At 64.2% G+C, this 19,142-nt stretch carries 14 protein-coding genes and 1 CRISPR repeat array (1 of these 15 running past the window's edge); of the genes, 4 read left to right on the forward strand and 10 right to left on the reverse strand.

The annotated features are described in order from the left end of the window. Nucleotides 1-1,847: a CRISPR direct-repeat array (repeat unit 29 nt; unit sequence GGGCCTATCCCCGCTCGCGCGGGGGAACC) (it extends 2,575 nt beyond the left edge of the window). 55 nt (nt 1,848-1,902) lie between these two features. The 10 genes from cas2e to polA form a co-directional block, all read right to left on the reverse strand. Next, the gene (gene cas2e / locus L0977_RS02790; protein WP_234263180.1) at nt 1,903-2,214 is read right to left on the reverse strand and encodes a type I-E CRISPR-associated endoribonuclease Cas2e; all 312 of its coding nucleotides are present in this window, start codon (nt 2,212-2,214) and stop codon (nt 1,903-1,905) included. Next, nucleotides 2,186-3,079, reverse strand: coding sequence for a type I-E CRISPR-associated endonuclease Cas1e (gene cas1e / locus L0977_RS02795; RefSeq protein WP_234263182.1), 894 nt, complete (start codon nt 3,077-3,079; stop codon nt 2,186-2,188). Before cas1e ends, cas2e begins: the two co-directional genes overlap by 29 nt. An 18-nt stretch (nt 3,080-3,097) precedes the next feature. Beyond that, nucleotides 3,098-3,841 carry a type I-E CRISPR-associated protein Cas6/Cse3/CasE gene (gene cas6e / locus L0977_RS02800; RefSeq protein ID WP_234263183.1) on the reverse strand — a complete coding sequence of 248 codons (744 nt, stop codon included), beginning with the start codon at nt 3,839-3,841 and terminating at the stop codon, nt 3,098-3,100. Further along, on the reverse strand, nt 3,838-4,572 hold the full coding sequence (gene cas5e, locus L0977_RS02805) for a type I-E CRISPR-associated protein Cas5/CasD (RefSeq protein WP_234263185.1): 735 nt from the start codon (nt 4,570-4,572) through the stop codon (nt 3,838-3,840). Before cas5e ends, cas6e begins: the two co-directional genes overlap by 4 nt. 1 nt (nt 4,573) lies before the next feature. After that, nucleotides 4,574-5,770, reverse strand: a complete 1,197-nt coding sequence (gene cas7e / locus L0977_RS02810; protein ID WP_234263187.1) for a type I-E CRISPR-associated protein Cas7/Cse4/CasC — start codon at nt 5,768-5,770, stop codon at nt 4,574-4,576. Nucleotides 5,771-5,794: 24 nt separating this feature from the next. Continuing rightward, nucleotides 5,795-6,355, reverse strand: a complete 561-nt coding sequence (locus L0977_RS02815; RefSeq protein WP_234263188.1) for a type I-E CRISPR-associated protein Cse2/CasB — start codon at nt 6,353-6,355, stop codon at nt 5,795-5,797. Beyond that, entirely contained in the window at nt 6,342-7,940 is a 1,599-nt protein-coding gene (locus L0977_RS02820) for a type I-E CRISPR-associated protein Cse1/CasA (protein ID WP_234263189.1), read from the reverse strand. The genes L0977_RS02815 and L0977_RS02820 overlap by 14 nt, the downstream gene beginning before the upstream one ends. Further along, complete coding sequence (gene cas3 / locus L0977_RS02825) at nt 7,937-10,642, reverse strand: CRISPR-associated helicase Cas3' (RefSeq protein WP_234263190.1); 2,706 nt, start codon at nt 10,640-10,642, stop codon at nt 7,937-7,939. The genes L0977_RS02820 and cas3 overlap by 4 nt, the downstream gene beginning before the upstream one ends. Before the next feature lie 110 nt (nt 10,643-10,752). Continuing rightward, complete coding sequence (locus L0977_RS02830) at nt 10,753-11,745, reverse strand: helix-turn-helix transcriptional regulator (RefSeq protein WP_267966308.1); 993 nt, start codon at nt 11,743-11,745, stop codon at nt 10,753-10,755. An 80-nt stretch (nt 11,746-11,825) separates the two neighbouring features. Continuing rightward, nucleotides 11,826-14,597 carry a DNA polymerase I gene (polA, locus tag L0977_RS02835; protein ID WP_234263192.1) on the reverse strand — a complete coding sequence of 924 codons (2,772 nt, stop codon included), beginning with the start codon at nt 14,595-14,597 and terminating at the stop codon, nt 11,826-11,828. A 66-nt stretch (nt 14,598-14,663) separates the two neighbouring features. On the opposite strand from polA, the gene L0977_RS02840 reads away from it, so the two are divergent. From L0977_RS02840 to L0977_RS02855, 4 genes are all read left to right on the forward strand, one after another. Beyond that, a complete protein-coding gene (locus tag L0977_RS02840) occupies nt 14,664-14,999 on the forward strand; it encodes a hypothetical protein (protein WP_234263193.1) in 336 nt (111 codons plus the stop codon). Nucleotides 15,000-15,004: 5 nt separating this feature from the next. Continuing rightward, the gene (locus tag L0977_RS02845; protein WP_234263194.1) at nt 15,005-16,012 is read left to right on the forward strand and encodes a homoserine kinase; all 1,008 of its coding nucleotides are present in this window, start codon (nt 15,005-15,007) and stop codon (nt 16,010-16,012) included. 60 nt (nt 16,013-16,072) lie between these two features. Next, on the forward strand, nt 16,073-16,861 hold the full coding sequence (locus L0977_RS02850; protein WP_234263195.1) for a BPSS1780 family membrane protein: 789 nt from the start codon (nt 16,073-16,075) through the stop codon (nt 16,859-16,861). Between the two features lie 112 nt (nt 16,862-16,973). Continuing rightward, nucleotides 16,974-19,142 carry a PhoX family protein gene (locus L0977_RS02855; protein ID WP_234263196.1) on the forward strand — a complete coding sequence of 723 codons (2,169 nt, stop codon included), beginning with the start codon at nt 16,974-16,976 and terminating at the stop codon, nt 19,140-19,142.

The following is a 19,142-nucleotide window of genomic DNA, read 5'->3' on the forward strand; positions in this document are numbered from 1 at the left end:
GCTCGCGCGGGGGAACCTGCTCAGCGATGGCTTTGTGTGCCTGCTGGGGGGGCCTATCCCCGCTCGCGCGGGGGAACCCAGCGGCAACGGTGCCGATTGGCGAATGCACAGGGCCTATCCCCGCTCGCGCGGGGGAACCTCGCCCAGCGCGGACTTGTGGATTCGCGTTTTGGGCCTATCCCCGCTCGCGCGGGGGAACCGCCGCGAGGCCCTCTCCGTCATTCACATCAACGGGCCTATCCCCGCTCGCGCGGGGGAACCCAGTGCCAGCCGGTCTTGAGCTGTGCCTTGAGGGGCCTATCCCCGCTCGCGCGGGGGAACCTGCTCCAGGGCCTTGCTCACGTCAGTAAGCTGGGGCCTATCCCCGCTCGCGCGGGGGAACCGGCGTTTTCCACGCGGTGAGCGTGGGGGTGGCGGGCCTATCCCCGCTCGCGCGGGGGAACCCACCGCCGGATGCGGCCAGACCAAAGCACGACGGGCCTATCCCCGCTCGCGCGGGGGAACCGCTATCTGATCGCCCACGGCTGGCCAAGCGTTGGGCCTATCCCCGCTCGCGCGGGGGAACCTGTCCAACCTTCCTGGCGCACCTGGCGCACGCGGGCCTATCCCCGCTCGCGCGGGGGAACCATGTATACGGCCGACGGATATAAGGGCGGTGAGGGCCTATCCCCGCTCGCGCGGGGGAACCTCAGGGTCGGTGGCGCCGTAGTCGGTGGTGAGGGGCCTATCCCCGCTCGCGCGGGGGAACCTTCACGTGGCCGCACTTGAGGCACTGCTTACTGGGCCTATCCCCGCTCGCGCGGGGGAACCGTGCGCCTGCCTGCTGGCACGCTGGTGCTGCCGGGCCTATCCCCGCTCGCGCGGGGGAACCAGCAGCTGCTCACCAAGCAGCGCGCCATCACGGGGCCTATCCCCGCTCGCGCGGGGGAACCACCTGGCCGCAGTCTTGCGCGAGCATGAAAGCGGGCCTATCCCCGCTCGCGCGGGGGAACCCTTCTGCATGCCGCCCGGAGTCATATCGAATTGGGCCTATCCCCGCTCGCGCGGGGGAACCTTCTTGCTCGCGTTGCCCCGCAGAACGTGCACGGGCCTATCCCCGCTCGCGCGGGGGAACCGCTAGGACAGGCTGGCTTGCACAGCAACAACAGGGCCTATCCCCGCTCGCGCGGGGGAACCGAAAGCACAGGCAAGACCCGCACGCCCCATCAGGGCCTATCCCCGCTCGCGCGGGGGAACCGCGAGGTGGCGGGCTGCGATCTGGTGTGGCCGGGGCCTATCCCCGCTCGCGCGGGGGAACCTTGCCGGTCAGGTCGTACAGGTACTGGCGCTTGGGCCTATCCCCGCTCGCGCGGGGGAACCTTGTGTTTCAACAGCTGCAAGGTCTATCCGTCGGGCCTATCCCCGCTCGCGCGGGGGAACCGTGGCCGGTGAGATGCTGACCAGCGACCTGCTGGGCCTATCCCCGCTCGCGCGGGGGAACCTGACACACCCCACAGCCGGCGGCGGCGCTCCGCGGCCTATCCCCGCTCGCGCGGGGGAACCTTCGGCCTCGGAATCTTGACGATCACGTCAGGGGGCCTATCCCCGCTCGCGCGGGGGAACCGGGGTCGGCGGTGGTGGCGGTGGTGGTGCCTTCGGCCTATCCCCGCTCGCGCGGGGGAACCAAGGAAAGAGGAATGATGGGGATGGTCGATCAGGGCCTATCCCCGCTCGCGCGGGGGAACCGAGATCAAAACCCACCAGCAGCGCCTGGGGTGGGGCCTATCCCCGCTCGCGCGGGGGAACCGGCTCAAAGCCCGGCAAATCGGGCTGCAGGAAGGGCCTATCCCCGCTCGCGCGGGGGAACCTCTCACACCCAACTTGTTGAGGCGTAAGAGAAAACAACGAATCACATTCGGATTATTAAAGAGCGTTTTCTGGTCTGCCGAGACGAGTCACCCACATGCCGTCCAGCTCCACCAACTCACGAGAGGGAGTTCCGAGGTGAGCAAGGCCAATGCCACCGACCTCGTTCAGATCACGCCAAACCATTACCAAGCTGCCTCTCGGCTCCTGGCCGTGCCAATCGGAGACAACACCCCACGTGCGCTCCCGCACACCCTTGTTCATTCGGGGTGCGACAAACACTTTGGGAGCCACCTCCAACATCACGGATGCGAGAAAGCCGTGGAAACGGTCGGCGACATCACGTGTCACGATCATCACCAGCGCCATCGATCTCCTCCATGCGCAGCACCTGCTTGATCTTGTCGATCATCGACGGGATGACCTGCTGTTTGCGAAACACCTGTGCCGCCTCGCGGCGAACCAACCGGTCAACCGTTTCCTCGGCCCCTTCGGCCACCCTCTTCGCTGCCGAGAAGGCAATCTGCAACGTGACCGTCTCGCGAAACAGGTCAGCAATGTCCAGCACAAACGACTGTCCCGAATCCTCATGAATGAAGCCGAGAGGGGGAAGCGCCGCCAGTGACTGAACGGCAATCGCCGCCGCTGCTTGTACGGCAGTGGCGGCGTGGTTCAGAGCCTGATTGGGAATGTCGGCGGCCGTTGGGTCGGCACGGTCGTAGTGGCGACCATTCCACTCAATGCCGTGTCTGTCGGCGATCAGCTTGTACATGACCTTGACGCGAGAGCCCTCGATGCCTCGCAGCGTGTCCAGATCGCGATGGGGTAGAACCTCGCCAAGCCGCAAGGCATACATATGCCGCGCGACACTCACCCGCCGACGCGGATTACCCCACAGCTCTGCCTGTCGCCGTGCGACATCTGAACGATCCGGCATCAGCGGAGGTGCGGTGTATGCGCGCACACCGTCCGATCCAACGGCTGCCATCAAGGTGCCGTGGCGGGCGAGCAGTCGCAATGCGTCGTGTGTCACGCTGCTGCCCGGCCCCAGCAAGATCATGGACACCGATTGGTGGGGAATCTGATCTGCACGCGGAGTCAAGGTCTCGTTGCCCCGCACGAAGTGCAGACACCCGTCGACGACGCACAACTCACCACGTTCCAGCCATAGCAGCCCATGGCGGTCTGCGTGCGGAAATCGGGCCGTTTCCAACCCAAGACGTCCTTTCAGCACTTTGGAAACCTCGCCGGCTCAGCTTCTGGCAGGACGCAGCAGCAACAAGCCAAAACCAAAAGAGCGGTGTCGCCCTACACCTTGCGCCAGCAACCTTGCGAACGCCTGCGGGTCGGCCACTCTCAAGTGGCCCGCCAGTATGGCGTCAGGTCCATCGACAACGCGGCTGTGGCGCGCATCGCCTGCGCCCGTTTTCTGGCTCCTACGCGTTACTCCCAACTGCCTGTAACTCGTCACGTGGGCATCCACCTGCTCTGCGCCGCCCTGCCGTGTCAACAGATCGCGCAGCCATTGCACATACACCTCGCCCCGATTCGGTCCGCCATCACCAGCCTTCTCCACCGCAACCAAAAAGGCATCTCTCTCGCGACCTGTCTTCCCTTCGCGAATGATGGGGCGCACACGCACCTCGAACCCAAGCACGTGCCCTTCGGCCCATTCCGTTGGAAACGACCGCACGCTCATGCCCCTGTGGTGCTGAGTCTCACCAAGACCCAATGCAGCCGCAACGTCAGGCTCCGCCAAGGCAGCCAGTTGGGCGAGTTCGGTAGCGTTCAATTTGGAGTAAGCCAGCAAACCCTGCTCGACATCCAGGTAACGAAATGGCTGCGGCGCGTGTTCACCGAAGGCCGCTCGCAACAGCGCGTGAAACGCATAGCCCAAATCGCCTTGAGCGTCCAACAGCCGATGGTGCGCAGCCCATGCAGCCAGTCGCTGCGGATCGGGTCTGGTGTGCAGAAGATAGAGAGGTTCAACGCTCATGACATGCTCCCTGCGTATCGGATGAGCCCTTCGCGCACAGGGCGCCAGCCGCCGTGGACGCCACTGGTCCAATTGCGTTCATCGCACACATCCACCAAACGGTCACCCGGTAGTTGCCCTTCGCCATCTGGCCACTGGGCTCGCAATCCCTGCTGCCCACTGACCAAAGGCGCAAATTGCAGGGCTTGCAAAACCGTATCCGCGTCGATCCACCCGGCCACCAACCGCCCCACGGGCAGACAAGGTTTGCGTCCGATGAAGAGAGGACGCTGGGGCCGGTCCATCGCTTGGGCTACTTCATCCAGCGTGGGCGACTCGTCAGCAGGATCAAGCCGCAAAGCAAGAAGGGCCGTGAGGTCGGCGTGGTAGTCGCGGTAACGCTGGAGCGTCAAAGACTTACGCCCGCTTTTTGCCATCGAATAGCTAGGACTCTTCGCACGCCCCTCTGGTTGCCCAAACGTTGTCCAGCCGGCGTCATCTTCAAACAGCTCTGCCGTTTGATACTCCCGCAGCTTCTGCGTTTGTGCCTCCAATCGGGTACCCAATCGCAACCGCTCTTGCAACCGGTTGTGCGGCACATCGTCGCCCCGATCCCAGCCCAGGGCATTGGCGATCAACCCCGTGACCATGGAAAGAGCAGGGAAGTCGCGAATGACACCGTAGTTATCAATGGTCTCGCCCCCAAACGCTATGAGCGGGGACGACAACCTGATCAGCAAATAGCGCGCCATATCAGGCCGCCTGCGCTGGCGCTGCGCCTTGGGTGATGTAGGCTTGCACCCACGTTGCAAGGTCATTGAGGGGCAGGCGCTCGGCGTTGGGAACGGTCACTTTGTCCAAGGCCAGGAAGCGCCGATCCAGCGTAGCCCCATAGGCCCCGTCCAGCTTGCCGATTTCGTCTGCCAGCATCTGCACAGCGGCCTCTCGTAGCGCTGCGTGGTCCGTCGGCAAGGCATTCTGGAATGCACCTGCGAGGCTGCGTGGTTGCCAGTCGCCCACTTCCACCAACATGAACTTGGCCCAGTCAAACGGTGCGGTCGATCCACGCTTGGCGCCAGGGCTGACCGTGGCGATCAGGTGCAACAGGTGCTGCACCACGCGACCAGCAAGCTCTCGCTTTTCGGTGGGCAAAGTGGCCCAGTCTTTGGCTGCTTCACCCTCCAGGTTGGCAATCAGTTGCGGCACGTCCACCACCACGTAACCGTAGTACAGGCCGGATGCCAGTTCGGTATCAAAGATGCCTGCGGAACCCAACTCACCTGCTTCGCGCTGCAGGTCGTCCACCACGGTGAAGTAGTCGTTCTCGACTTGGGCTTCGTGCACCGTGAAGGCGTGGGCCACGTACACGGCGGCATCGCGACTGGCCAGTACGTCAGAAGTGACCATGCGACCGAACAGGGCGGACTCCAGTCCACTGCCGTGTTTCAGTGCTTCGATGTTCTTCTTCTCGTCCTTCAAAAACTTGGCGATGGCGGACTTGAGCACTTTGGCCTCAGTGTTTTCCTGTGCCAGCTCCGCGCAGCGTTTGACCAAGTAGTCAATCTCCGCGTAGCCCATCAAAACGGCTTGCCCGGTTTCAAGCGCGTCTTTGCCCTTTGATTCTTTCCCGCCCTTGTCCAAAAGACCTGCGTCTCGCAGACCTTCGCCGGCCGCCTGTGCCAAGGCTTCGGAAAGACCGCCCTCCATCAACCTTCTTCGGATCAAGTCCAGTGTCACCCTGGAGCGGACGGCCATGGGCACACCCAGGCTCGCCAGCGAGAAATGGTCCTCAGCCACCCGCCAGTGGCGCTTCAAACACTGAGACGAAATGCGCGTGCGTATGGCATCACCATAGGGCAAACGCTTCGCCAGACCTGCGTCGTCGCGGTTCAGCAGTGCGCCGGGGTAGTTGTGCAGGGTGTGGATCTGGATAAAACGGGGCAGATTCATGAAAGCTCCTTGAGTGATGGTTTGTTATGACTTGGATTCGGTTCGGGCCAGCGACGAAAAATAGAGGCCTGCGATCTGAAGACGTATTTCCTCGGCTTCTGCTTGGCTGCTGCGCAAGGCGCTACCTTCCTTGAGCACCAGTTCGCCCAGCTCGCGCCAGTTGGGTGCCACGCCTTTGCTGGCCAACAATCGCAGCACACGAGGCAAAAGCTGCGTGAAGGCATCGCCTCGCGAAGTGAGCAGTTTGGTGACGCGCGACTCAGACACACCGGCGGTGGCCAACTGCCTGCCCAGCCTTTGTTTACCGTCGTGTCCAGCGAGCGCCATGCCATGAGCAATCAAAGCCCAACGCGGCCAGGTATCTGCATGCCATTGCTCTGGCGCCAAGCCTGCCGCTGACAAGGCTCGTGCCAACGCAGCCAACTGGTGGGGCTGGAGCGCGTCTGGTTTGAGCCGGGCCAGTGCCGCGCGGTCACCGGTGCTGGCGCGCTTGATGTAGGCAGCCAGCGCCCCAAAGGGCTCACGGTACGCGGCGGCAGCCTCTGGTGGGGCGTGCTCTTCCAAGGTGGGTTCAAGCGTGGTCACTGGTTTCCTCCTGACGTTTGGTGGTTTGTTGGCGGTAGTAATTGACCAGATCGGATATAGGGAACTTGTCACTGCGAAGCCCACCATGAAAGCGTGACAAAGCCGCAGACTGGGCTCGGTACTTTTGGATGCCGCTGCGCGGTCCGGCGTCAAACGCCACTTTCAGAATGGCTTCTGCCCGTTCAACCAACCCGAGCAACCATCGCAGTCGCTGTGCGGCGGGATCAGCTGCCTCCACCTCTTCATTGAGGTCAACAAAGAAACGCGCGTCTTCGGCTTCTTCAAATGGTGCAGAAAACTTGCTTGCCTTTGCTTTGTTTCCTTCACTGCTGTCACCAGAGGCACCATTCCCAAACAAGACCGCCAGTGCAAGCCAGAGCAGCTTTCGAACTTCGCCAATAGCAGAGATGCGCTGCCCGGCAATGCGCTCCAGATGAGCTTTCTGGTTCGTCTTCAAAAGCCCCTGCACCTTGGGTGAAACAGGCACGCGACGCTCGTGGTAACCCTCCGTCTTCCCTTGCCCACGAGTGACTCCCTGCGTGACAAAAACCAAGCTATCACCGTTGGTTGAGTGATCAAAGTCTTGAGCAACCGGTGCTTGGTATTTACCGCCAAACATCAGCTCCGAAACCAATTTGTAGGGAAACCCATTGGCGGTGATCGTGAGTGCCTTACCGCCTTCCACGTCAATAGGTGTCCATGCATCACCCGTCAACCCGTTTAGCTCTTTCGCAGCAATGCGCGCCGCTTTGCTACCGGTCCCAACAGACATGATTTCACCGTCAACACACCGCAAACGAATACGACGACAAATCTCGATGTAGAAGGGGTCGAGTTTGGAAAACGACAGGCTATCGAGCCCATCCCAAGGAGCAAGCCAGACCAGTGCCAAGCCGTCATCCCCTTGCAAACCATATGCTTCCACCGTTCGGCCGCGTCTCCTTAGCAACGCAGCAATGTCTCGCATCCAACGACCTCCGGGGAAACCGGCAGCAGCCACACCCACACCTGGCTTGCTGGCAAAGCCTCCGTTCATGCGAGAAATTCCGTAGTTGCCAGCACCCAAAAATCCATCCTGAGTTTGCAAGCTCAACAAAGCAAACAGCCAGTCTTCGGGCTGTGATCGTCGCGCGCGGCTGCCTTTGAGATCATGGTTCTTGGATGTGACCAACATGTCAATTTCATCAGCGGCAAATGCCTCAGATTTCCAATCCGAGACACTTCCGCCAACGACGGCAGCCTGCAACAGCGCTGGTCGATTCGGCGGAGAAACCAAACACCACGCTGCCCCGTCTGGGTCATCTGGTGTGAGCGCCAACAACACATCACGCCACTCCTGCGCAGTTTCAATAACCGCTGTTCTTTCTGCTCTATGCAAGGCGATAGCGGCTAGCTGAACCAGAAATGCGTGCCAGGGGTGGCGCTGGTGCGGACGCAAAGCCGGGTAGTCGCGCACCTCGTCTGCGGCCAGTGCCACGAACAACTCAGGCAAGTTGGCACAAACGGTATTCCCATCGCTCGCACGGCGATAGCGAATGAGAGGCTCGGTGAGCAAGCAAAACTGCAGCTCCGGGGCAATCGTCATATGGGTACTCCCTGTGTGGGCTTGTTTTCGTCGAGGGCTTTCAAGCGCTCAAGCCCAAAGCGGTTGTAACGATAACGCGCTGAGCCCAAGGTGAACTCAAAACCTGCGCTGGCGGGCAATACGGCGATACCTGTTGGCAAGGCGTCAGGGCTGACGCCCTCGGGGACTTGATGGTGACGCAACGCCAATTGCTTCACGGCCTGCTGGAATGGGCCGGGCTGGGGCGGGTCAAAAGTCACCAAGCGATCCGCCGCGCCAAGGCGGGTCGCAATTTTTTGATCACTGTCCGGAAACAGAACCTCGCCAAACGCCTCGTCGTACGGCAAGGTGTGAAGGTGCCCAACACCTCTTCGAGCACTGGTATCACCCTCAATGGTCTGCCCCAGTTTCTGCCAGTCGGGCCCAAGATCATTTTCGATCCCCTGCAGCGCTTCGATGTGCGTGGCGTGTTCCACCAGCATGCGGTTATCTGCTGGTATCTGGCGACTGGGCTGTGCCTGAATCAATCGCTTGGTAGCTTCAACCATGCGCAGGTCGGGGTACACACCGCCTCCATCGCGGAATCGGCCCAGGCCATGGCGAGCACGCTTGAGCATGGGTGTGAGGTCGTTGCCAGCGGGGGTGAGCACCCAAGCCTGCGGCAGGCGGTAGCCCTCTGGCCGCTCTGCCTCGGGTCGGGCATGTCGGTGCAAGCGGCCCAGGCGCTGTAGCAACACATCCATGGGGCACAGGTCGGTGATGAGCAAATCGGCGTCAACGTCCAGGCTTTGCTCCAATGTTTGCGTGCCGATGATGACGCAGCCCTTTGTGTCTTGCCGCGTTTTTCCCAGTTGCGCTTCGACTGCCTGATCCAGCAAAGGACGGTCTTGACGGCTGTAGCGACTGTGGTGAACGGTGCTGACGCCGTTGACCTTGAACAAACAGTCACCGCCTTGAGCCAAGGTCAGTTCTTCCAACGCTTTCAATGTGGCGACGGCAGCAGGCACGGTATTGCGCACCACAAGCACGCGCGCGCCTTGCGCCGCAGCCTGCAAGGCGAGCATCGAAATCTGCTTGGGGTCGTCCATGGCATCCAGCGTCTCCCAATACACCGTTTTGTGTTGCGGGTTGCCTGCCACGGGGTGCAAGTGAATGCCGGTTGAATCTCGGAAGCTGAGTGCCGGATAGGCGGCTGCGCATGCATCGGCCAGCGAGGGTGGCGCATGCTTCTTTTTGCTCCCAATGTTGAGATAGCGCGTTCGGGCCATGGCGCCGAGGGTGGCGGAAAGCAATATGGAGTGACCACCGGCCTTGATGTGCGCTTGAAGCAATTTCTCCAACAGCACGGTCATGTACGCATCGGATGCGTGCACCTCATCAACCACCAACAAGCTGCGAGCCAGCAAGGCGTGACGCATGTGGGCATGCTTGACCTTGAGCGCGCCGAGCAAGGCTTGGTCGATGGTGCCCACCGCGATGGTGGCGGCCAGAAAGCGCTTGGGTGATTCAGCCACCCACCGCTGGTGAGCTGTGTAGTCATCAGGGACATCGGGCCACTGGACTTTGAAATCCGGCAGGCTGATTTTTTCCTGATCGTCTGCGGCCTCGTATCCTGGCAACGCGCGCACGACTACGGGGGCATCTTTTGACCATAGCCGCGTCACCAATGCCAACACACGTTGATAGAGCTGTGTTGCCGCGACGCGCGTGGGCAAGGCGAAGTACAGGCTATCTACCTTGCCCGCTTCAAATAGCTGCACGAAGCGCCACAACGCGGCTTCGGTCTTGCCGCTGCCGGTTTCAGCCTCCAGTACCACGATGTCACCCAAGGAGAGATCGGCTGTCTCCAACTGCATGGGGCGGGCCGTCGGCACACCAAAAGCTGCACTGAACGATGGGGGTTGAACGTGCAGTTCATTTTTCCAAGTAGCCACATCCAGACCGATGGAGTGCACTGCATAAGCTGCACGAGTGACTGCCGACTGGATTCGATCTTCTCCAGGTACGGTGTATGGGAAGAATGCTTCGCGTGTGTCGGAGCCCAGCCAGTCAGCCAGCTGAACCAGCCCGGCAAATAGATGTACGAAGGCGGGTTGGCCAGGCATGGGTCGCAGGCATTCCCTGAAGGCCAGCGGATAGCTTTGCCTCACCCGTTCGCCCATCCGGGTCAAAGTGGCTGCCGGGTCGTACAACACCGTCCCGCAGTTGGCCAGCACCGGCTTCCAGATACTCGCCGTTTGCTTTTCAGGACATTCACCCAGCGGTCGCCCGTGGTGACTGATGCTCGCCTGAAGCAAGTCACAGACAGCCAGTTCACCCCAGGCCACCATTTCTGCAATGGGCAACCCGGCTGCGTAGTGTTCGGCGTTCGGTACGCGCCCGGCAATCAGTTCCCAGCCTTCGGGTCCATGTCCAAATGGGGTGGTAGGCCAATGCGCTGGCGCTCTTTCGGGAGGTTGCCATCGTCGAGACTGAAAGCCGGCGTTGGCTTTGCCGACATCATGCAGAAAGACCAACACGGCCAGTCTCTGCAAATCTGATTCGTCGAGGGGCCGACCTGCCGCAAGTTCAAGCGAACGCCGAATACCCGCGCATTCAGCCAAAGCCAAGAAGCACGCAGCGACGTCGGTCATGTGATCCAGCAATGGATGCTCACCAATCAACTGCCCCGATTTGTCTCGCGACAGTTTTCCCCAGGCCACCGGGTTGGTATTCGCCGTCACCGTGCGCCCTCCTGTCTGAGCCTCTGCTTCTGACACGACCGATTTCTCCCTGAAGGTTTTTCCAAAGCTGGTGGATTGCGTGAAGGAGTGTGCAAGCGCTCGGTCTCAATTCATGAGACACCCCACCGAGCCACCCCGTCCCGCATCCTCTGCAGCACCCGCTCGCGCAACGCCGCAGGCGCCAGCACCTCCACCTCCGGCGTGTGGCGCAGGATGTCCATCACCAGTTCACGGTCGTCGCTGTACGGGATCTGCAGCAGCCAGTGGCCTTCGCTGTCCCATTCGCCTTTCTGCGCCGGGTGCCACTGTTCCGCAGCGACCCAGCGGGCGCGCTCGGGCGTGAAGCGCAGCGTGGCCCATTGCACGGCCTTGCCGCTGAAGATGCCGTAGCCATTGCCCAGGGTCTGGTCCAGCACGTCTTCGGGTACATCAATGGCCGGCGCGTCTTCGATCTGCGGCTGGCTGATGTTGTCGAGGCTGAAGCTGCGCAGTTCGTCGCGCTCGTGGCACCACGCGTCCAGCAGCCAGTTGCTGCGGTAGTGGATCAGGCGCTGGGGCGAGACGCTGCGTTCGCTGCTCTGGCCGGAGCCGCGCGCCTGGTAGTGAATACGCAGGCGCAGGCGCTGGGTGAGCGCCAGCCCGACGGTCTCGAAGCACTGCGGCGGCACGCGCCGCTGCCACAGGCCGATGACGCGAACGCGCCGCCCGAGCAGGCTTTGGGCGGATCGGTCCAGGCCCGACTGCTTGAGCATCTTGGTCAGCCGGTTTTCCAGCGGCTGCAGGTGTCCGCGCAGCAGGTCGCCGGGCTGGATGTCGCGCAGCAACTGGTCCAGCGTCACCAGCGCCAGCACTTCGGACGGTCTGAGCCACAGGCCGGCCATCTCCTCGGGCTGCTCACCCGCCAACTCGGATTCACGCCACACATAACAACGCGCTTCGTGGTCCCAGTGGATCGGGTGCCCCAGTTCCACCCGCAACCAATCCAGATCGCGCATCAGGGTGGCGCGCGAGACCTGCAGCGTCTGCATCAGTTCCGCCAGCGTGACGCGCCTCCGCTGCCGCAGGGTTTTGGAAAGCTGATGAAGGCGTTCAGTTTTTGACATTGTCCCCCCCCTTTTTTTGCGGTGGTGACTCGTGGGTCACCTGTTCTCGCGTTTGCACTGTTAGATCGTGTGGTCCCCGTTCAGTGCGCCTGCTCCCAGTTCGGCCCCACGCCCACCTCGGCCAGCAGCGGCACCTTGAGTTGCGCGACGCCCGCCATCAGGCGCGGGATTTCGCTGCGCACCCAGTCCACTTCCGAATCGGGTACTTCGAACACCAGTTCGTCGTGCACCTGCATGATCATCCGGGTGCCCTTGCCCTGGTCGTCCAGCGCTTTCTGCACCGCCACCATGGCCAGCTTGATGAGATCGGCGGCCGTGCCCTGCATGGGCGCATTGATGGCCTGGCGCTCCAGCGCGGCCTGCTTGGCACCTTTGGCGTTCTTGATGTCGGGCAGCACCAGCTTGCGGCCGAACACGGTCTCCACATAACCCTGCTCTTTGGCCAGCGCACGGGTGTCGTCCATGTACTGCTTGACGCCGGCAAAGCGCGCGAAGTAGCGGTCGATGTAGGTCTTGGCGGCGGCGTTTTCGATGCCCAGCGACTTGGCCAGGCCGAAGGTGCCCATGCCGTAGATGAGGCCGAAGTTGATGGTCTTGGCGTAGCGGCGCTGTTCGCTGCTGACCTCGGCAGTGGTGATGCCGAACACCTCGGCCGCGGTGGCGCGGTGCACGTCCTGCCCTTCCTGGAAGGCCTTGAGCAGGGCGTGGTCGTCGCTCAGGTGGGCCATGATGCGCAGCTCGATCTGCGAGTAGTCGGCACTGGCGATCACGTGGCCCGGCGCGGCCACGAAGGCCTCGCGCACCTTGCGGCCTTCGGCGGTGCGGATGGGGATGTTCTGCAGGTTGGGGTCGTTGCTCGACAGGCGCCCGGTCACGGCCACCGCCTGCGCGTAGTGGGTGTGCACGCGGCCGGTGCGCGGCAGCGCGAGCTGAGCCAGCTTGTCGGTGTAGGTGCCCTTGAGCTTGATGAGGCTGCGGTGTTCCAGAATCTTGGCCGGCAGCGGGTAGTCCTCGGCCAGCTTTTCCAGCACCTCTTCGTCGGTGCTGCGGGCGCCGGTGGCGGTTTTCTTGATGACGGGCAGGCCCAGCTTGTCGAAGAAGATTTCGCCCAGTTGCTTGGGGCTGCTCAGATTGAAAGGCTGGCCGGCGATCTCATACGCCTCCTGCTCCAGCGCGAAGATGCGCTGGCCCAGCTCGTGGCTCTGTTTCGCCAGCGTGGGCGCGTCGATCAGCACGCCGTTGCGCTCGATGCGGTAGAGCGTTTCGCTGCTGGCGATCTCCAGCTCGTAGATGAACTTCAGCTTGGCGTCGGCTTCGATCTGCGGCCACAGCGTGCGGTGCACGTCCAGCGTCATGTCGCTGTCTTCGCACGAATACTCGGCCGCCTTGGCCACGTCCACCTGCGCGAACGGAATCTGGTGCGCGCCCTTGCCGCACAGGTCTTCGTAGTTGATGCCACTGCGGCCCAGGTGGCGTTCGGCCAGGCTGGCCAGGCCGTGCGGCTTGTGCACTTCCAGCACATAGCTCTGCAGCATGGTGTCGTGCACATACCCCTGCACCTCGATGCCGTGGTTGGCGAACACGTGGCGGTCGTACTTGATGTGCTGGCCGAGCTTGTGCCTGGTCGGGTCTTCCAGCCAGGGCTTGAGTTTGGCGAGCACGTCGTCCAGCGGCAGTTGCTCCGGCGCGTCCGGCCCGGCGTGCGCAAGCGGGATGTAGGCGGCTTCGCCCGGCGTCACGCTGAAGCTGATGCCCACGATCTGCGCCACCATTTCATCGAGCGAGGTGGTTTCGGTGTCGATGGCGGTGAGCTCGGCCGCCGTCAGCTTCGCCAGCCAGGCGTCGAAAGCGTCCCAGGTCAGCACCGTGTCGTAGGCCAGCGTGCTGGCAGCCGGCGCGGCCGGCTCCGCAAACAGGTCGTCGCTGGCACCGGACGCCGGGGCCGGCGCGGCGGGTGTTTCCCCACCGCCCAGCGCCTTGGCCAGGCCCTTGAAGCCATAGGTTTCGTAGAAGCGGCGCAGTGGCTCTTTCTGCGGTTCGCCCATGCGGATGGCGTCCAGCGACGGCAGGCCGGGCACCCAGCCGTTCAGGTCGCAGTCGGTCTTGATGGTCAGCAACTGCCGGCCGATGGGCAACCAGTCCATCGCCTGGCGCAGGTTCTCGCCCACGGCACCCTTGACCTGGTCGGCCTGGGCGATGAGGTTGTCGATCGAGCCGTATTCCTGCAGCAGCTTCACCGCCGTCTTGGGGCCGACCTTGTTGACGCCCGGCACGTTGTCGACCTGGTCACCCACCAGCATCTGGTAGTCCAGCATCAGGCGCGCCGGCACACCGAACTCGGCCTCCACCCCGGCCAGATCGCGCAGCTTGCCGCTCATGGTGTCCAGGATGGTGATGTGTGGATTGACCAGTTGCGCCAGGTCCTTGTCGCCGCTGCTGATGAGCACGTCCAGCCCCTGGCTGGCCGCGGCCACGGCCAGCGTGCCGATCACGTCGTCGGCCTCCACGCCGGGCACGTCCAGCACCGGCCAACCCGAGAGGCGCACCACTTCGTGGATGGGCGCGATCTGGCTGCGCAGATCGTCGGGCATGGGGCTGCGCTGGGCCTTGTAGTCGGGGTAGAGGGCGTCGCGGAAGGTCGGTCCCTTCGCATCGAACACGCAGGCTGCGTAGGTCGCCGGAAAGTCGTTCAGCAGCTTCTGCATCATGTTGATGATGATGCGGATGGCACCGGTTTTCTGCACCGTGCCATCGGGCAGGGTGATGCTCATGGCGTCGCCGCCGGCGAAGAAAGCGCGATACAGGTAGCTGGAGCCATCGACCAGCAGCAGGGAAGGTTTTGCGTCGGACATGCGGCAATTGTGGGGCACAAGGCACAGCCCGCCCCAGGTGGCGGCCCTTTGCCTACAATCCGGTTCATGCGCGCCCGAAACCTCCTCCTTCCGTCTGCCCTGCTGTCGCTGGGCCTGTGCCTGTCCAGCTTCGGGGCCCATGCCCAGACGCCGCCCCCGGCCGAAGCGCCCCAGGGCATCGAGGCGGACCGCAACAACCAGCTGATCGAGCGCATCCAGCACGAAGACGCGGGCAGCCGCATCGAGGAACTGCGCGTGGGCGGCGAGACCCGCAGCATCAACGTGCAGCCCAAAAACGGCGGTGCGGGCTACGAGGTCGCCCCCGTCTCCGGCGGTGAAAACGTGGGCTCGGGCAGCGCCACGAACGCCGGGCGCAGCCGCTGGCGCATCATGAGCTTCTGACGGCCATGGCCGTCTACACCGACGTTCCGTTCGCGGAAGCTGCGGCCCTGATCGAACGCCTGGACCTGGGCGTGCTGACCGGCCTGCGAGGCATCCAGGGCGGCATCGAAAACACCAATTATTTCGCCACCTGCGAGCACGATGGCCAGACGCACGAACACGTGCTGACGGTGTTCGAGCGCCTGGGCTTCGACCAGTTGCCGTATTACCTGCGGCTGATGCAGCACCTGGCGGGCAAGGGCATCCCGGTGCCGGCGCCTGCCGCCGACAGCCAGGGCGAGATCCTGCACACGCTGGCCGGCAAGCCGGCGGCCGTGGTGACCAAGCTGCGAGGCCGCAGCGAACTGGCCCCGGGCGTGCGCCATTGCACCGCCGTGGGCGGCACGCTGGCCCGGATGCACCTGGCCGGGCGCGATTTCGCACTCAGCCAGCCCAATCTGCGCGGCCTGTCGTGGTGGAACGAAACCGTGCCGGTGGTGCTGCCGCACCTGTCGCCGGCGCAGAACGAGCTGATCCGCGCCGAACTGGCCTACCAGAACCACGTCGCCGCCCTGCCGGCCTATGCCGCCCTGCCGCGTGGCCCGGTGCATGCCGACCTGTTCCGCGACAACGTGATGTTCGAAGGCGAGGCCCTGACCGGCTTCTTCGACTTCTATTTCGCCGGCCAGGACACCTGGCTGTTCGACCTGGCGGTGTGCCTGAACGACTGGTGCGTCATGCACGCGGCCGATGCCACCGACGGCCGGCACCGTGCCGACCTGGCGCAGGCCTTCCTGTCGGCCTACGAAGCGGTACGCCCGCTCACGGCCGCCGAGCGCGAGCTGCTGCCGTCCATGCTGCGTGCCGGGGCGCTGCGCTTCTGGCTCTCGCGCCTGTGGGACTGGTTCCTGCCGCGCGAAGCCTCGATGCTCCAACCCCATGACCCGGGCCATTTCGAGCGCGTGCTGCGCGAACGGCTGGCCCGCGCGGACGCGCTCGACCTGCTGCGCGCGCCCTGCGCCGTCCCGGCCTGACCGGCCGCTCCCCCTGCCCGCGCGCCGCGCCCCTGTCTTTTCGCGTTTGTTCTCGCGCCGATGAAGCTTCACATCGTTCCCGCCCGCACCGGCTTCACCTGGGTCCGCCTCGGAACCCGCACCTTCCTGCGCCAGCCCCTGGCGCTGGCAGGCCTGTTTTTCATGTTCATGGCCCTGGTGACGGTGCTGGCACTGGTGCCGGTGGTGGGCTCGGTGGTGGCCCTGGTGCTGGTGCCCGCGGCCACGCTCGGCATCATGGCCGCCTCCCGCGAGGCCGACGCCGGCCGCTTCCCCATGCCCAGCCTGCTGCTGACCGGTTTCCGGGCCGACCGCCAGCGCACCCGCACGCTGCTGACCCTGGGCCTGATCTACGCCGTGGCCGTCACCGTGGTGCTGGGGCTGGCCGCGCTGGTGGGCGGTGACCCGGCCAGCGCGCCCCCGCCGCCGGCCGATGCCGACCCGACCGAGCTGGCCCGCGACGCGCTGCTGGGCGGCGGCCTGTGGCTGGCCATGCTGCTGTACCTGCCCATCGGCATGGCTTTCTGGCATGCCCCAGCCCTGACCCACTGGCACGGCATCGGCCCGGCCCAGAGCCTGTTCTACAGCGTCATGGCCTGCTGGGCGAACAAGGGCGCCATGCTGGCCTACATGGCCGGCTGGGTGTTCATATTCATGGGCAGCAGCGTTGTGCTCAGCCTCATGGCCGCCCTGCTCGGCCCGGCGCTGCTGGGGGTGGTCCTCTACCCCATGGTGCTGCTGATGGCCTCGCTGTTCCACGCGTCGGTCTACTTCACGTACCGCGACAGCTTCCAGACCGACGACACACCGGTCGACACCGCCGCCACCTGATGGGCGCGGATGGCGATGGCGCCCGTCATCGGTGCGCCATCGAACCGTCACAGAGGTTTCACACGCAGGACCGATGCTGCCAGGGTTTCAGACCAACCCACGAGGCACATTGATGGCACACGACCTGTCCCGTCCGCTGGACCCCTTCAACGACGAAGACTCCAACACCACCCCCAACCCGCACATCGACCAGATCGTGCAGGCCCGTCTGTCGCGCCGCGGCCTGCTGCGGGGCGCCCTCGGCGGCGCCGGCCTGGTGGGCGCGGCCGGCCTGACCGCCTGCGCCAGCACCGGCCAGGGCGCCGTCGCCAGCCCGCTGGGCAGCCTCGGCTTCAAGCCCGTGGCCAAGAGCATGGCCGACATGGTGGTGGTGCCGGAAGGCTACACCGCCACCATCGTCTACGCACTGGGCGATCCGCTGTCGGCCAGCACCCCGGACTTCAAGAACGACGGCAGCGACACCGCTTTCGACCAGCGTGCTGGCGACCACCACGACGGCATGGAGTGGTTTGGCCTGGATGCCCAGGGCAAGCCCTCGCGCACCGCTTCGGCCCGTGGCGTGATCGCCATGAACCACGAGGCAACCACCGACCAGAAGCTCTCGTCCTTCTTCCTGCACGCCAACGGCGGCGCCTCCACCCTGCCGCGCCCGGCTTCGGAAATCGACAAGGAACTGATGATCCACGGCCTGTCGGTCGTGGAGCTGCAGAACGACGGCAAGCGCTGGGCCTACCAGAAGGCTTCGCCGTTCAACCGCCGCGTCACCACGATGAGCGACGCCGTGATCCACGGCCCGGCCCGTGGCAGCGAACACCTGGTCACCCGCTACGACCCCACCGCCACCAAGGCGCGCGGCACGCTCAACAACTGCGGCAGCGGCAAGACGCCCTGGGGCACCTACGTGTCGGGCGAAGAAAACTGGTTCGGCTACTTCTTCCGCGACGCGCAGGACGATGACCGCCGCAAGAAGGACAAGCAGGTGCAGGCCCTGGTGCGCTACGGCCGCAAGGCCGGCGCGGCCAGCCGCCACGGCTGGGAAAGCGGCGGCAGCGACGAGCGCTACGCACGCTGGAACAACGGCGCCCTGGCCGCCAGCGCCCAGGACGACTTCCGCAACGAGATGAACACCTTCGGCTACGTGGTGGAAATCGACCCCTACGACAAGACGCAGGCCGTGCGCAAGCGCACCGCGCTGGGCCGCCTGGGCCACGAAAACTGCACCTTCGCCCGCGCGGTGGCCGGCCAGCCCGTGGTCGCCTACATGGGCGACGACGCCCGGGGCGAATACATCTACAAATTCGTCTCGGCCGCCCGCTGGGAAGCCGCCGATGCCGAGCCCGCCAACCGCCTGGCCGCCGGCGACAAGTACCTCGACAAGGGCACCCTCTATGTCGCCCGCTTCAAGGACGACGGCTCGGGCGAATGGCTGGAACTGTCGATGGACAACCCGGTCATCGCGGGCAGCTCGTACTTCGAGTTCAAGAACGCGGCCGACATCGCCGTCTTCACGCGCCTGGCCGCCGACGCCGTGGGCGCCACCAAGATGGACCGACCCGAATGGGCCGGCGTGAACCCGAAGAACGGCGAGGTCTACATCACCCTCACCAACAACAGCAACCGCACCCCGGCCGCCACCGATGCGGCCAACCCGCGCTCCTACACCGATCTGAAGAACGGCAAGGAGCAAAAGGGCAACGTCAACGGCCACGTGATCCGTCTGGCCGAAACCCAGCCGACCGCCAGCGCGTTCAAGTGGGACATCTTCCTGTTCGCCGCCGAGGCGGGCGCCGACAAGTCGACCATCAACCTGTCGAACCTGAGCGACGAGAACGACCTGTCCTCGCCCGACGGCCTGGTGTTCAGCCAGGCCACCGGCCTGTGCTGGATCGAGACCGACGACGGCGCCTACACCGACCAGACCAACTGCATGCTGCTGGCCGCCGTGCCGGGCCGCGTGGGCGATGGGGGGACGCGCACCCTCACCCACGGCAACCGCACGGTGACCACCCATGCCGGCAAGCCGCAGACCCCGGCCACGCTCAAGCGTTTCCTGGTCGGCCCCAAGGGCGCCGAGATCACCGGCATCACCGAAACGCCCGACGGCCGCGCCCTGTTCGTGAACATCCAGCACCCGGGTGAAAACACGAACATGGCCGACATCGGCAACCCGGCCAAGTACGAAAGCCACTGGCCCGCCAGCGTCGGCTACGGCGTGGGCCAGCGTCCGCGCTCGGCCACCATCGTGATCACCAAGAACGACGGCGGCCTTATCGGCAGTTGA

Source organism: Hydrogenophaga sp. NFH-34 (genome assembly GCF_021401345.1).
GTDB lineage: Bacteria > Pseudomonadota > Gammaproteobacteria > Burkholderiales > Burkholderiaceae_C > Hydrogenophaga > Hydrogenophaga electricum.

Bases quoted from the DNA above. Each gene is read 5' to 3' on its own strand.
- cas2e (WP_234263180.1), bottom strand. From the start codon at position 2,214: ATGGCGCTGGTGATGATCGTGACACGTGATGTCGCCGACCGTTTCCAC.
- L0977_RS02830 (WP_267966308.1), bottom strand. From the start codon at position 11,745: ATGTCAAAAACTGAACGCCTTCATCAGCTTTCCAAAACCCTGCGGCAG.
- cas6e (WP_234263183.1), bottom strand. From the start codon at position 3,841: ATGAGCGTTGAACCTCTCTATCTTCTGCACACCAGACCCGATCCGCAG.
- L0977_RS02855 (WP_234263196.1), top strand. From the start codon at position 16,974: ATGGCACACGACCTGTCCCGTCCGCTGGACCCCTTCAACGACGAAGAC.
- L0977_RS02820 (WP_234263189.1), bottom strand. From the start codon at position 7,940: ATGACGATTGCCCCGGAGCTGCAGTTTTGCTTGCTCACCGAGCCTCTC.
- L0977_RS02840 (WP_234263193.1), top strand. From the start codon at position 14,664: ATGCGCGCCCGAAACCTCCTCCTTCCGTCTGCCCTGCTGTCGCTGGGC.
- cas7e (WP_234263187.1), bottom strand. From the start codon at position 5,770: ATGAATCTGCCCCGTTTTATCCAGATCCACACCCTGCACAACTACCCC.
- L0977_RS02850 (WP_234263195.1), top strand. From the start codon at position 16,073: ATGAAGCTTCACATCGTTCCCGCCCGCACCGGCTTCACCTGGGTCCGC.
- cas5e (WP_234263185.1), bottom strand. From the start codon at position 4,572: ATGGCGCGCTATTTGCTGATCAGGTTGTCGTCCCCGCTCATAGCGTTT.
- polA (WP_234263192.1), bottom strand. From the start codon at position 14,597: ATGTCCGACGCAAAACCTTCCCTGCTGCTGGTCGATGGCTCCAGCTAC.
- L0977_RS02845 (WP_234263194.1), top strand. From the start codon at position 15,005: ATGGCCGTCTACACCGACGTTCCGTTCGCGGAAGCTGCGGCCCTGATC.